The 14,120-nt window shown below is 54.6% G+C and carries 13 protein-coding genes; 5 read left to right on the top strand and 8 right to left on the bottom strand.

Features of this window, described 5'->3' with window-relative positions:
- Nucleotides 1-221: 221 nt before the first annotated feature.
- The 3 genes from KIH86_RS08135 to KIH86_RS08125 form a co-directional block, all read right to left on the bottom strand.
- Nucleotides 222-1,001 carry an AAA family ATPase gene (locus KIH86_RS08135; RefSeq protein WP_223083067.1) on the bottom strand — a complete coding sequence of 260 codons (780 nt, stop codon included), beginning with the start codon at nt 999-1,001 and terminating at the stop codon, nt 222-224.
- Nucleotides 1,002-1,099: 98 nt separating this feature from the next.
- Nucleotides 1,100-2,905, bottom strand: a complete 1,806-nt coding sequence (locus KIH86_RS08130) for a glycosyltransferase (protein WP_223083066.1) — start codon at nt 2,903-2,905, stop codon at nt 1,100-1,102.
- Between the two features lie 14 nt (nt 2,906-2,919).
- On the bottom strand, nt 2,920-3,879 hold the full coding sequence (locus KIH86_RS08125; protein ID WP_223083065.1) for a glycosyltransferase: 960 nt from the start codon (nt 3,877-3,879) through the stop codon (nt 2,920-2,922).
- A gap of 33 nt (nt 3,880-3,912) precedes the next feature.
- On the opposite strand from KIH86_RS08125, the gene KIH86_RS08120 reads away from it, so the two are divergent.
- The 3 genes from KIH86_RS08120 to rfbG are packed head-to-tail and all read left to right on the top strand — an operon-like array spanning nt 3,913 to nt 6,816.
- On the top strand, nt 3,913-4,938 hold the full coding sequence (locus KIH86_RS08120; protein WP_223110374.1) for a glycosyltransferase family 2 protein: 1,026 nt from the start codon (nt 3,913-3,915) through the stop codon (nt 4,936-4,938).
- A 31-nt stretch (nt 4,939-4,969) separates the two neighbouring features.
- A complete protein-coding gene (gene rfbF, locus KIH86_RS08115) occupies nt 4,970-5,740 on the top strand; it encodes a glucose-1-phosphate cytidylyltransferase (RefSeq protein ID WP_223083063.1) in 771 nt (256 codons plus the stop codon).
- Entirely contained in the window at nt 5,728-6,816 is a 1,089-nt protein-coding gene (gene rfbG, locus KIH86_RS08110) for a CDP-glucose 4,6-dehydratase (RefSeq protein WP_223083062.1), read from the top strand. The genes rfbF and rfbG overlap by 13 nt, the downstream gene beginning before the upstream one ends.
- A 143-nt stretch (nt 6,817-6,959) precedes the next feature.
- Here the strand turns inward: rfbG and KIH86_RS08105 are convergent, their stop codons facing one another.
- Genes KIH86_RS08105 through KIH86_RS08085 form a run of 5 tightly spaced genes read right to left on the bottom strand, consistent with a single transcriptional unit; the run spans nt 6,960 to nt 11,500 of the window.
- Nucleotides 6,960-7,901, bottom strand: a complete 942-nt coding sequence (locus KIH86_RS08105) for an NAD-dependent epimerase/dehydratase family protein (protein ID WP_223083061.1) — start codon at nt 7,899-7,901, stop codon at nt 6,960-6,962.
- Nucleotides 7,898-8,461 (bottom strand): dTDP-4-dehydrorhamnose 3,5-epimerase, encoded by a 564-nt coding sequence (gene rfbC, locus KIH86_RS08100; protein WP_223083060.1) that lies wholly within the window; start codon nt 8,459-8,461, stop codon nt 7,898-7,900. Before rfbC ends, KIH86_RS08105 begins: the two co-directional genes overlap by 4 nt.
- Nucleotides 8,458-9,498: a sugar phosphate nucleotidyltransferase gene (locus tag KIH86_RS08095; RefSeq protein WP_223083059.1), complete on the bottom strand. Its 1,041-nt coding sequence runs from the start codon at nt 9,496-9,498 to the stop codon at nt 8,458-8,460. The genes rfbC and KIH86_RS08095 overlap by 4 nt, the downstream gene beginning before the upstream one ends.
- Entirely contained in the window at nt 9,495-10,484 is a 990-nt protein-coding gene (locus KIH86_RS08090) for a hypothetical protein (RefSeq protein WP_223083058.1), read from the bottom strand. Before KIH86_RS08090 ends, KIH86_RS08095 begins: the two co-directional genes overlap by 4 nt.
- A 26-nt stretch (nt 10,485-10,510) precedes the next feature.
- Nucleotides 10,511-11,500, bottom strand: coding sequence for a hypothetical protein (locus KIH86_RS08085; RefSeq protein ID WP_223083057.1), 990 nt, complete (start codon nt 11,498-11,500; stop codon nt 10,511-10,513).
- 309 nt (nt 11,501-11,809) lie between these two features.
- On the opposite strand from KIH86_RS08085, the gene KIH86_RS08080 reads away from it, so the two are divergent.
- A complete protein-coding gene (locus KIH86_RS08080; protein WP_223083291.1) occupies nt 11,810-12,907 on the top strand; it encodes a CgeB family protein in 1,098 nt (365 codons plus the stop codon).
- A 14-nt stretch (nt 12,908-12,921) separates the two neighbouring features.
- The gene (locus tag KIH86_RS08075; RefSeq protein ID WP_223083056.1) at nt 12,922-14,055 is read left to right on the top strand and encodes a CgeB family protein; all 1,134 of its coding nucleotides are present in this window, start codon (nt 12,922-12,924) and stop codon (nt 14,053-14,055) included.
- The last annotated feature ends 65 nt before the right edge of the window (nt 14,056-14,120 follow it).

The following is a 14,120-nucleotide window of genomic DNA, read 5'->3' as shown; positions in this document are numbered from 1 at the left end:
ATTTCAATTGAGATTGATTCTCAAATAGCGGTTATATCAAGGATACTAATGGAAACATGCGGAATTTGTCAAACCTTTCTTGCAGCGAAGGCTGCCTAAGGAACGCAAGGCCGTGCAAAGGCGAGGCGGATAAACACAAGGCAGCTGCGCAGCAAAATAGCATAACCGCGCATTAGCTGGTCGGCAGATATCGTGTGCTCTACTGAAGAGGCGCTACGGACTTATTCGTCTCCCAGCAAATCGCGCAGCATGCCTTCCCGGTCATTCATGAACGCCTTGGTCACCGCGTAATGCTCGGTATCCTCAAGCTGGACTTCCCGTATGCCTTCTTCCTCCAGCAGACGGATGGACGCTCCCGGGTAAGACATCAGAATGGGCGAATGGGTGGCGATGATAAATTGGGAGTTCTCCTGCACCAGCTCATGAATCCGGACCAGCAGCGTCATTTGGCGCAGGGGCGAGAGCGCGGCTTCCGGTTCGTCCAGTATGTAAAGTCCGCGTCCGCCGAACCGGTGAATAAAAGCGGCAAGGAAAGACTCGCCGTGCGACTGCTCATGCAGCGATTTGCCTCCGTAGGAATCCCGGAGCGGAGGGCCGCCGAGTGGCTGCTCGTCCAATTCATCGATATAGGAAGCCACATTGTAATAGCTCTCCGCGCGCAGAAAGAAGCCGTCCTTCGGCCGTCTCACGCCTCTGGCGATCCGCAGATACTCATGCAGCGCCGAATGGGAGGACCGGGTGGAGAACGAGAAATTCAACGTCCCTCCTTCCGGGTTAAAGCCCCATGCTGCCGCGATTCCCTCCAGCAGCGTGGACTTGCCGCTGCCGTTCTCTCCCACCAGGAAGGTCACGGGATGGCTGAATTCAAGCCGGCTCATCGTCTTCACAGCTGGCAGGTGAAACGGATATTCCCCAAAGGCCGGAACCTTGTCCCGCAGCAGCTCCGCATGCCTCAAATACAGCCGGTCGTTCTTCAATGCACATCTTCCTCCCCATACCATTTTCCTTTCACTTTATCATTAGTAATCTTTCCTTCCAAGTCCGAACGGGAAGCCGGGATCTGCTTTCATGCCCTCCCGGCTCTCACTCGGCTGCTGCCTCAATGGAAATATCGGTGTATTCGTTCAACCAGCTTCAACAGATTCGGAAAAGCTTCAAGCCTTTCGATTACGGCGATTTCCTCATGAAGAGCCGCCTCCGCGCCTTCTCCCAATACCGATGGAGCAATCGGCAGCTTGACGGTTTCCTGCTGCCCCAGACGGTCCAGAAGAAGATTGAAAGCACCGTTCAGATACTGGTCGAGAGTGGGGAATCTGTTCTTGTAGATCGCCCGGATATTGTTGTATTCCGTTAAATATTCGTTAAGCTCGGACAAGGTGATCCAGTCGGGCATCATGGTTAGAGCAAGGAGCCGGATTTCCATATCCCGGGGATACTTTTGACAAAATAATAAATAGTTGGACCTTGAGTCCAGCATATTCAAGTTCGAAATGGGGTGATCCTGATGATAGTTGGTTAACGAGTCGTCGTGAATGAACAGAGCTCCACTTTTGGCGGCGCGATATCCGAGCTCCCAGTCTTCCCAGCCAAAACCCATGAAGTCTTCCTCAAAGCCACCGAGCTCGTCAAAGAAGGTTTTCCTGATAGACACATTGCTCGTGATCAAATTCAGCCAGGCATAGTGAAAAAGCTTGAAGCGGTAGCCATAGGTGTCGAGTATCGGTTGAAAGTAATCGTTCTGGCTGCTCCATTGATTCAGATGACCCGGGTCGAACATCCACTCTAAGGGAAGCAGTTGAACCGGGGTTTGGTTCCCCTGCAAAAATTCATCAATAATTGGCGCAGCCGTGGGATGCCCCGCATAGATCTCGGCCATATCCGCTATCTGCTCGGGGGAATAATTCGGATCGGTCATCGTGTACACATGTCTGGCAAGCATGGCCCCCGAGACGATTTTTCGTTCTCCCTGCTGATGATGACGAACATGATTCATGACCCAGTCCGGCCCGCCGATCATCTCGGCGTCCGCGAACAGCAAGGTGTAGCCTGCGGCTATGCTTGCGCCTATGTTCCGGATCACGGATCTGCCTCTGTTCCGGAGCTGCCGAACATAGATGAAAGAATATTCCGGGAGCAGTGAGAAGTACACAGTAGGCGTATGGTCCGTGGAGGCGTCATCCAGAAAAACAACCTCCATCCGCTCCATCGGGAAGTGCTGCCGTTCCAGACTCAGCAAGGAAAAATAATTCAGAGGGCATTTATTGAATGAAGGCAGGATTACGCTCACATCCAAGTACCGTTTGACCCCCCCGGTAACCGATACCCCTCTTTCCGGGTCGCGGTAGAAGTAGAGACCGGCTTCGTCTCCGCTGAGGCCTATGAACATGCTGCCGCAGATATCCAGCTCGCTGCGGGCGGTGGACCACAGGCGGAATTCCCGGACCTGGCCTTTGAATGTGCCGTAGTGCTCATGACCGCCGAGGCAGAGGGAGGGAACGAGGCGTTCGGCATTGGTCGCCAGGCTTTCTCCTTTTACCCCCAGTCCGTTAATGTAGAGCCGCAGTTTCTTCTCCTCGCATACAATGGCAACATGCTGCCAATCCGAGAAGTCGTAAGCGAAGACCATTCTGGCGGGAAGATGATTGACGGAGTGCTCATAGACCGAAATTCCGTTGGTGCCAACCGAAACTCCGCAGCCGGCGGCGCCCTCCGGGTAGAAGTCCGGGCCTATCAAATAGCTTCTCCCGCCTATCCCGTCCGCTCCGGTGTTCCGCTCTTCATCCATAATCTGATCTTCATCCGCTTTGACCCAGAATTCATAGGTGAAGGTATTGCTGATCTTGCAGCTTCTCTCGAACTTGATCCATTCTTCTCCGTTAAAACGCAGGGCGTTCCTTTCATACATCTTTAATCCCTCCTTTACTTCTTTATCCCTAAGATGGCCAGCTGGTACAGGGACAGGTAGCTGTCTATCATCTTGGATTCAGAGAAATGTTCCTGGACATGGAGCCTCAACAGCTCGGGACGATAAGGAGGGGTGTAGTATAGGAGCTTAGCTGCCATTTGATCTAAGGATTCACAGCACATTTCGGAGGAGGAGCCCAGGATTTCCGGCACCGCACCTCTTGATAGGGCGAGAACGGAAGTTCCACAGGCCATTGCCTCCAGCAGTACGAGTCCAAAGGGCTCCTCCCACTGAATGGGGAACAACAGACACCGGGCATGCTTTAATAAATCCTGGCGTACTCTGCCGCCCACCGGACCGACGTATTGCAGGAGCGGATTACGGTTCAGCCGGGGGACGATTTCATTCAGAAACAGCCCCTCATCATGCAGAGGTCCAGCGATTACGAGCCGTTGGCCCGTCATTTCCGCGAGCGCCATAGCTTCAAGGACTCCCTTCTCACGGACGATTCTCCCCATGAAGAGCAGGTAATCCTCTTTCTCGGCGCTGAATTCGTAGCTCTCGGTATCCACTCCGTTATGCACATAATATCCGTATCCGCCTCCTATCGATTCCTTGGCGGATTGGCTTACATAGATGGGGAATTTCACCGTATTGTTGACAGGCAGATGAATGGTATGAACCAGCGGAAAGGAAACTTCGGTACGGCTCAGAGCCGAATCGAAGCTGTGGTCATGGATAATGTCGATGCCCGGAGGCAGATGCTCCATGACATAGGGACCGATAGAGGCGTCCCCATAGAACGGGTAAGGGATCACGGTTCCCGAGAAATGGCTTCCCTGTGGAGCGAACAGAATCACATCATGATTTCTGCGCGCCAATCCTTCGGACAGTTGATAGATGATTCGTTCAGTTCCGCCATCCCTGCTGGGGGGGACCGCTTCATGATTTGGTGCGACTTGCAAAATTCTCATGGAGAACCCTCCTGATCAGCTGTTGCATACGAGATGTTGTATCCTATGATTCCGCTGCCGCCAATGCATGTGCAGTACGCCCAGCTCCTCCAAATAACGGAGATGTACGACCAGAAATGTGCGGATTACCCGGTGGAATTGTCCAATCTGCGAACCGGCGGCGGGAATTTACTGTGTAAGGAGGAGATTTGGATGCCGAACCTTTCCGTACTGATGCCCGTCTACAATGCCTCCCGGTTTCTGGGACTCGCGGTGGAAAGTGTACTTCAGCAGAGTTATTCCGACTTTGAATTGATTATCATCAATGACGGATCAACGGATGACAGCTTGAAGATTCTGGAGCAATATCCGGATTCCCGGATCAGGCTGATGGATAACGGGACGAATAGAGGAATTGTGTACAGCCTGAACCAGGGCTTGAATCTTGCTTCGGGAAGATACATTGCCAGAATGGATGCGGATGACTGCAGTCTGCCGGACCGGTTCAAGATGCAGATTGCCTACATGGATCTGAATCCCGATATCGGGGTACTCGGCACGCAATACCGGATCATGAACGCCCTTTCCAACGAAGCATTTACCGCTCTTCCTTGCGAACCGGATATTCTGGAATGCTCGCTGCTCTTTCACTGCTGTCTGGTACACCCTGCCGTTATGATGCGCAGACGGGTTCTGGACCAGCTTACGGGCCCTCCTTACGACCCTGCCTACCAGTATGCGGAAGACTATAATCTTTGGGCGCGGCTGTCCTCCATTACGCGCATAGCCAATCTGCGGCAGTACGGCTTGTATTATCGGCTCCACGATCAGCAGCTTAGCCGGACCCAGAGCATGGAACAGCAGAAGCAGGCGGACCGGGTACGGATGGACTTGTTAAAAAACATGGGGCTCACCCCTTCTCCAACGGAATGGGAGCTTCATCGCCATTTATGCTTCGGTACGACCCGCTGCCAGCCCGAGCGGGATTGGATCATGAAGATTCTTGCCCGGAACCTTACGGTCAGAAGATATGATCAAGCGGCCTTGATGGATGTGCTGAACCGGGTGCTGGAGAGATAGCCGGGTGAATCAAGGAAGGGGATGTCTGTTAATGAAAGCCGTGATTTTGGCAGGAGGCTACGGCACTCGTATCAGCGAAGAATCGCATTTGCGGCCAAAGCCTATGATTGAGATTGGGGAGAAGCCGATTCTCTGGCATATCATGAAGTTGTATTCGCACTACGGGTTTAACGACTTTGTAATCTGCCTCGGCTATAAAGGCAATGTGATCAAGGAGTATTTTTCCAACTATTATCTCTATAATTCGGACGTAACTTTCGATTATGCCGGCGGCAATGAGGTCGTTATTCATCAGCGCAAGGCGGAGCCTTGGAGGGTAACTCTGGTGGATACGGGACTGGAGACGCTGACGGGCGGGAGATTGAAGAGGATTGCCGATTTTATCGGGGACGAGGCTTGCATGATGACTTACGGTGACGGCCTGTCTTCAATTGATCTTGGCGCGCTGCTCAAGTTCCACCAAAGTCACGGGAAGCTTGCCACCGTAACCGTTACACAGCCTCCGGGCCGATTTGGCGCCATGCAGTTGGATTCCCGGCACAAGGTTAAGGTATTTCAAGAGAAGCCCAAAGGCGATAACTCCTGGATCAATGCCGGTTTCTTCGTGCTGGAACCGAAAGTATTCGAGTACATTGAAGGCGATCATACCGTATTTGAACAGGAACCGCTTGAAACTCTGGCGCGTGAGGGGCAGCTGATGGGTTACCGCTTCGAGGGCTTCTGGCATCCAATGGACACTCTCCGGGATAAAAATCATCTCGACCAGCTGTGGAAATCGGGGAATGCGCCGTGGAGAAAATAAATTTTTGGCAGAATAAAAAGGTATTCATGACCGGTCATATGGGGTTCAAAGGCTCCTGGCTGTCGATTTGGCTGGACCGGCTCGGCGCACTGGTTACCGGATATTCCGACGCTCCCCCAACCGATCCGAACCTGTATTACAGCTGCGGGGTTGACCGGCTCGTGACTTCGGTTACCGGAGATATTCGCGATGAAGCGAGGCTGCAATCCGCGGTGAAAGCGGCAGACCCGGATATTGTGCTCCATCTTGCCGCACAGCCGCTTGTCAGGGCTTCCTATCAGCGGCCGGTGGACACCTATGCGGTCAATGTGCTGGGAACCGTTCATGTGCTTGAAGCGATCCGCCTGCATAACCTTCGGGGAGGCAAGGTGAAGGCGTTCGTCAACGTAACCACGGATAAATGCTACAGCAACAAGGAGTGGTACTGGGGATACCGGGAGGAGGATTCGCTTGGCGGATTTGATCCGTATTCGAACAGCAAAGCCTGCTCCGAGCTCGTTACAGCGTCCTACCGCGACTCCTTCTTTAATCCTGCCCAATATGATCAGCATGGGGTTGCCATTGCGTCGGCAAGAGCGGGCAATGTGATCGGGGGCGGCGACTGGGCCTCCGAAAGGCTGATCCCGGACTGCGTCAGAGCGTTCAGCCAGCCGGCTCCTTCCATCCTGCGCAGTCCGTATTCGGTTCGCCCCTGGCAGCATGTGCTGGAGCCTCTTGGAGGCTATCTGCTTCTGGCACAGCGGCTCTATGAGGAAGGAATCCCGTATGCGGAAGCCTGGAACTTCGGGCCTGATGAACGGGATTCGCAGACTGTGGAGCAAGTGGTCAGCCGTTTTAGCGAGATATGGGGGGAAGGAGCCGCATATGAGGTCGTTCCCGGCAGCAAGCTGCATGAGGCCGCTGCGTTGAAGCTCGACATCTCCAAGGCGAAGGCCCGGCTCGGCTGGAAGCCCACTTGGGATCTGGATACGGCTTTAGTACAGACAGCCGGCTGGTATAAAGCATTTCTGGATGGAAAAGACATGCTTCAGATTTGCCGCTCGCAGATCGGGCTGTTCGAACAGTCCCGCGATTAATCGAAGCGCCTAACAGACGGCCGGCAAGTCAAGGCCCGTTAAGCAAGAGCTCCTTCAGAGCGTCTGCTTAACGGGCCTTTATTTTTATATATGATGCCTCTGCTTGGAGCCGGAGTGCTACCGTCAATCCATAATCCTCCGCCTTATCGGTGTGATCGCTCGAGCTGATGGAACAGCAGGGAGATCTGGCTGCGGAAATCCTCTGCGCCGAGGTGTTCCCTGAAACCGTACCGGTCCTCCAATCTGCCCAGCGACAGGTAAAACCGGTTCTCCTGCTGCGGTTCATCTCCCTGAAGGATGAGCCGCGCCGGTTCACCGTACAGTTCGTCATGCACCTGCTTCACGCAGCGGGCGGCTTCCTGGATGGTCATATACAAGGGAGAGCCGAGATTAACCGTATCGTAGGTGGCGGGGAACCTGTTCAGAATGGCGCTTGTCGCTCTGGCGACGCTGTGCACGCTGATGAAATTTCGTCTCTGTCTTCCCGAGGACCGTATGGTGATAGCCTTCTCGAAGAAGGCCTCCTTGCACAGGCATGCGGGAACCAGGCTCCAGCGGTTGATGGTCGGATAGGCAAAATGTCCGTATACATTGGTCGGCCTGATGCTGACAGCCTGGAGCAGCCCTTTTCTGGCGTACATCTCTGTATAGATTTCTGCCATCGCGTGATTGGCCGCATAATCGTTCTCGGGCCGCATGGCCGATTCATCACTGTATTCGCCCGCAAGCTCCGATCCGAGAACCTGAATGGTGGAGAAGAAGATCATTCGGGGAATGCGATTGTTGACAGCGAAATCGAGTACATTTTTGGTTCCCAGTATTGAGAGACTCAATCCCTCATGGCCATTTTTGGAAATAATATCATTGGCCGCAGCCAGGTGAATTACAGCGTCGCCGGGGAGCCGGAGAGAGGGGAAGCTGCCCGACCGTACATCGGCTTCAACGTTCTCCCCGGACTTATCTGTTCTCTCCGCTGCGTCCGGCAGACGGCGGAAGATTCGTATCACTTCATGACCATCCCGGCAGAGCTGCTCGCACAGAAAGCTGCCGATAAATCCTCCGGCACCGGTAACGATAACTCTCATTTCACATCAAGCCCTTTATGCTGCGCAAGGAACGCTTCCAGCGTAGGCAGATTCTTGTCTTTCTCCGAGAGAATGGGGGCTTCGGTCGGCCACTGGACACCGATGGAAGGATCGTTCCAGCGGATGCCGCCATCCGCAATGGGGGAGAATTCCTGGTCCACTTTGTATTGAACGACACAGTAATCGGTTCGTGTGCAGAACCCGTGTGCGAAGCCGCGGGGAAGATAGATCATGGCCTGAGTGTCTTCGGATAACTCGATGCTGTCCCACTCACCGAAAGTGGGAGAATCCGTTCTCAGATCGACAAACACATCATACACGGCACCTTTGGCAGCTCTGACAAGCTTGGTCTCCGTAGAGGGCGCATATTGGAAATGAAGGCCCCGGATCGTGTCTTTGCGAAGAGTTACGGACTGATTCTCCTGAAGCCAGCGGCGGTGGAGACCGCTCTCGGAGAATATGTTCTCATCGTAGATTCTCATGAAATGACCCCGGTGATCATACAGCGGAGACAGCCTGATCTCGAACACGCCCTGAAGTCTTCGTGGAATGATCTTCATCCTAGATCCCTCCCATGTGAATTGATCCGCAAATCCAGAGCAGGCTTCGGTGCCGGGAGATAGCTGCCCTGGACGGAGGAACGGATGATACTTGCGTTTTCGCCAAAAATTCCGGTCATTGGCTCTGCGCCTGTTCCGCTGATTACGACATCGCTTAGCAGAATGCTGTGTTCTATATGGCAATCCTCCAGACGGGCTCCGGGCATGACCGCTACATAGGGGCCAATGATGCAGTTTCGCAGCGTGCTTCCGGAACCGATGACCACCGGAGCGCGGACCGTACAGCCCACCAGAGAAGCCCCGGAAGAAATGCTATTTGCGTCTCCGCACAATTCATCCATCATCCAGCGGCTGGCCGCAAGCCACCGCTGTGAGGTCCCGACGTCGGAGCACGGCTGATGGGTAAGGGCGAAAGCTACTTGTCGCCCGCTTAGAATCAAGCTCTGAATGGCGTCCGTTATTTCATATTCTCCCCGCCCGGAAGGCTTAAGGTTCCGGATGTGGTCAAAGATGCCGGCGCTGAATGCATAGATGCCGACGACAGCCAGGTTGCTTCTGGGAACGGGCGGCTTCTCTTCCAGGGAGACGATACGGTTATCCTTAATTTCCGCTACGCCGAACTGTTCGGGATTGTCGACGCTGGTCAGCAGAATGGAGGCATCCGATTGCTCAAACCGGTCTATCAGGGTACGAAGGGGTTCTTTGACGAGGTTGTCTCCGAGAAGCAGAATGAAGTCGTCCAGTCCGATAAAAGCTTCGGCGGCGGCCACGGCATCGGCAATCCCCCGCGGTTCCTGCTGATACAGATAGGTCAGGGATACGCCAAACTTTTCCCCGTCGCCCGCAGCCTTACGAATCATCATTTCCTGTGAAGGATGAATCACGATTCCGATATCCTGTATCCCTTCGCCCGCAAGCTTCTCAATGGCATAGAACAGAATGGGGGTATTGGCAACAGGCAGCAGCGTCTTCGGCTGGGTCAGCGTGAACGGTCTCAGCCGTTGTCCCTTCCCCGCGCACACAATCAGTCCCTTCATACCCCTCCATCCCCGCTCGCCCCGGCCTTGGATTGAAAAGGATCGCGGCCGGAATTCCAAGCCTCTAGATCGGCGTCGTAGGCTTTCTTGTCCTCCACCGTCACCGGGCTGCCATCCAGATAATAATCATAGCTCCACGGAATTTGCGATAGTTCGGATTGACCCATAACCTCAAGTTCCTCCTGGTACAGCTGAAACAGCCGGTACAGCGGGTTGTTCAAGTCGGGAATCCATTCGCTCATGCAGTACTGCAGCATGCCGTGCGTTCCCGAGTAGTGAAAGCATACGAACGGTTTGTGGTCTGCCAGCCAGTACCGGCCGTTCTCATCGCTGACAATGATCCGGCAGCTTTCGTGCAAATTCCACGCGGCTACGTTATATCCGGGATGCTTCCACACCGTTACGTTGAATAAAGCCGGCGCCAGATCAGCCCATTTCTGATCGACAAAAAAGGGCGCGTCATAAAAACAATAGCTGTACAGCCGCTCTCCCCACCAGTTCAGGAACCGGAAGGTTTCCTCCGACCGGCGGAGAGCCAGAAAGCCGGTGTTAAAAATACCGTGATGCAGGTAACCCAGCGGATAGTCGCTTGGCTGAATCCGGTGCGGCACCAGCAGAATATCGTGGTGTTCCAGTGCGTACAGCAAGTCGTCGAAAGGGGCGTAGCAGACAATATCGGTATCCATGAACACCACATTCATTTCTTCCGGATGCCGGTCAAACAAGCAGCGGAGAAACGCCGGTTTAATGGAAGTGACCCCTTCAAGCAGACTGTACTTGAAGATGCTTGCTTCAAAACGGGGGATTCCGAGATCCTTGGCGAGAATGACCTCGTCAAACCAGGGAACGTCCAGTGCCGCCGGGTGAATCTCCCGCTCCATCAGGCAGATGGCAACCCGGGCATACGGCATATGATACTTCACGGCCCTTGCCATTAATTTCGCCTCATGCAGATTGTCCGCACAGGTTACTGAACAAATGATCATGTTTGACCTCCTTCATCTGGAGAGGTTTAGAACCCGCTATGATTGGAAAGGGAGAAGGGATTGCCGCTTGGCTTCCCGATGGAGGATGCGGCCTTGAAGCGGAGCCGGGTTTCATCGGAAATCGTCTCGCCGCTGTAGAAGAAGTTGTATGACCATTGAAGGGAAGGGTACTCCGAGCGATTCCGTGAGAGTTCACCCTGATATTCGCTCCACAATTGCCGTAATGCTCCGTCCCGGTGGACATGCTGGTTCATACCGCTCTCGAGCAGCCCCAGAAAGTTGCTGAAGTTCACACAACATAGAGGCGCTTGATCGGTCAGTACAAACCCTCTCTCTTCTCTGAAGACCTTCCTGCCGTTCTCATGCAAATTCCAGAAAGCCAGATTGTAACCCGGATGGCGCAGCACACCGGCATTGAAATAAGCAGGCGCGAAATTCAGATAGGGCTGATCCTTGAATAGACCGGATGGCTGACCCTCATATTCGCCGGCGGCGATCTTCATCCACCACTTCGCAAAATGATGTCCTTCCGGGCTGTTCTTAACAGCCACAAGACCGCTGTGGAAGGTGCCATCTGTCAAAGTCCCGATCTCACGGGAGCTTTCCCTAGCAGAGGAGGGTTCGAGGTGATGGGGGGTCAGCACAACGTCGTAATTCTCCAGCATGTGCCCGATTTCGTGAAATGGCTGTAACACGTACATCTCCGGGTCCAAATAAACCACGTGCTGCTCGGATGGGAACGTGTCGAGCAGGTACGCGAGCATCCGCCCCTTCATCGCTACCCCGCACTGGAGAGAGTTGAATTTGAACATATGGCTCTCAAAGTCCGGAAGTCCCAGCCGATCGGAAATTTCTCTGGCCGTGAATATCCAGTCAATGTCGGGTAACGGCTGAGCCGGGAACTCTTCAACCAGACATAACGCAACTCTGGCCCAAGGCATTTGTCGCTTTACCGAGCGCGCCATGAGCAGGGCCTGAGCCAAGCCGCTAGCGTTAACGGCGGTGCCGATAATCACAGTGACACAACCTCCTCCTTAAAGTTCGAATACTAAAGTATATAGGATGAAAGCATAGACCGGCACGGCGCATGTCTCCCTGCTTCATGTTAGGCAGAGGGCTAAAATCCTTCCCCCATGCCGTCCCGTATTCGTTGCGGGAATGTCCCGGGAGTCCAGATTCATGGCTTCAGCTTGTACTTCTATCACAGGGCATCTGCCAATTTATGAAAGTGACGGACAGGTGTCCATGAGTCAATTATCTCCCTCGCATATAGCTATACTGTTAGGCAGATTAAGACAGGGCAGGGTGAGGCTGTGGAAGCGATTATGAGGAAGAAGCGCAAGATGGGCTACCGCGACGGTTACCGGCAGGGTTACCGCTATGGCCTGTGTGAAGCGGTAAGGGCGCTTAATCCGCCGGCTCAGGGAACCCGGCGGCCCTTGAAGCTGATGTACGTTCCCCAGGGCTTTGACGCTATCGACGCCGGCGTCTCCGAAGCGCTGGCCGGACTTGTAACGGAACTGATTGTAACCCCGGCGCACGATATGCTGGAGACCGCCGTGCGCGAATCCCCGCAGGCGGTGCTGGTGATGAACGGGCTGCATATTTTTCCGGATAATCATCTGGAGCAGATTGCGGGCATACGCAGCTTAGGCATTCCGGTTGCCGTCTGGTTCGTGGACGATCCTTATTTCACGGCGGATACCGCCGAGTTGTGCCACCACTACGACCATGTGTTTACGCATGAAATGGGGTGTGTGGAATTCTACCGCTCACTGGGCGCGCAGTCGGTGCATTATTTGCCCCTGAGCGTCAATCCGGCTATGTTCCATCCCCGCAAGATCGGACCGGAGTACCGGTACGATATCGTGTTCATCGGCAACGCGTTCTTTAACCGGACCGAGTTGTTCGACGAGCTCGCGCCCGTGCTGTGCCGTCACCGGACCTTTATTGCGGGCGGCTTCTGGGAGCGGCTGCAAACCTACGACAGACTGTCCCCGCTCATTCACAGCGGCTACATTCCGCCGGAGGAGACGGCCAATTATTACTGCGGAGCCAAGCTTGTTATCAACATTCACCGGCCCTGGGACCCGGGATCCGATAACCGTAACGCATTCGGCATCCCCGCCAGATCGATCAATCCCCGGACCTATGAAATCAGCGCATGCGGCACGATGCAGCTGACGGATATCCGGGACGATCTGACAGACCATTACCGGCCCGGTTATGATCTGGAGACCTTCGAATCCGCGGCCGAGCTGGAGTCCAAAATCGAGTATTACCTGAAGCATCCGATGGAGCGGCAGAAGTTCGCAGTGAGGAGCCTGCAGACCACATTGACCCGTCATACGTTTATGGCAAGAATGCCCGAACTGCTGGACACGATTCATGAGGCCCGGGCGAGCGAAGAAACACTCACATAAAGGAGAGGACGCGTATGATTAAAGACTTTATTCTTCCGGTTCCGCCGATTCCCCTGACCCCGGCGCAGGAAGCGAAGCTGCAGGGGAGGCTCCAAGGATTCCGGGGCGGATTTGAACAAGGGTATCTGCGGGGACGATTCGCCGTGCTGGATGGACGTCCCGAGGAGCCGCTGCCCGTTCGCGACGTTCACGTCATGTATGTCGCTTCCGGCAAAGGCTACCCCTATTCGCCGCTGGACGAAGCGCTGCTGGCTTCGGTTCAGTCCCTGACGGCGGCGGTGACCGTAACCGACGTCCGCCAGAATCTCGTCGAATTGGCCCGTGCGAACCGGCCCGACCTTGTGCTCGTGCTCGACGGCATGGATTTGCCGACGGAGCAGATCGACGAGCTGCGGGGCATGGGCATCCGGACGGCGGTCTGGCTGACCGACGATCCTTATTACACCGATTTTACGCTTGTTCTCGCGCCGCACTATGATTATGTATTCACGCTGGAGCGCAACTGCATCGAATATTATCGCCAACTGGGCTGCGCGCAGGTGCATTATTTGCCGTTCGCGGCATACCGGCCGCATTACCGTCCGATGATTACCCGTCCGGGATCGCCAAGAGATATCAGCTTTATTGGCTCGGCCTACTGGAACCGGGTTAACTTCTTCCGGGAGATCATGCCGCAGCTGATGGAGTACAACACGGTGTTCAACGGCATCTGGTGGGATCGCCTGCCCGAGGCTGCGCTCTACGGAGAACGGATCGAGGTGGGCAAGTGGATGTCTCCGCAAGAGACGGCGGCGGCGTACAGCAGTTCCAAAATCGTCATCAATCTTCACCGTTCCCATGTCGACGATGTCGTCAACAATAACACGTTGGCGGTTCCCGCGGCATCGCCGAATCCCCGGACCTTTGAAATTATGGCAAGCGGCACCCTCCAGCTCTGCGACGCCCGGGATGACCTGGCGACCTTCTATACGCCGGGCGAAGAGATCGATACGTTCAGCACGCAGCAGGAACTGATGGATAAAATCCGCTTCTATCTGGCGAACGAAGAAGAGCGGCAGCGGATCGCATTGAAGGGGCTGGAGCGGACGCTGCGGGATCATACGTATCCGAAGCGGGTCAACGAGCTGCTTACCATTATCTTCGGATAGACGGCTCCCGAATATCGAACAGGGAGGTGAAGAGCCGCTCCCGCCGCCGAGAGGGCCGGAGCCGG

The organism is Paenibacillus sinensis (assembly GCF_019904155.1).
Classification (GTDB): Bacteria; Bacillota; Bacilli; order Paenibacillales; family Paenibacillaceae; genus Paenibacillus_AQ; species Paenibacillus_AQ sinensis.
The sequence above is the reverse complement of the archived record's forward strand: the minus strand, read 5'-3'. Positions and strand labels throughout refer to the sequence as shown.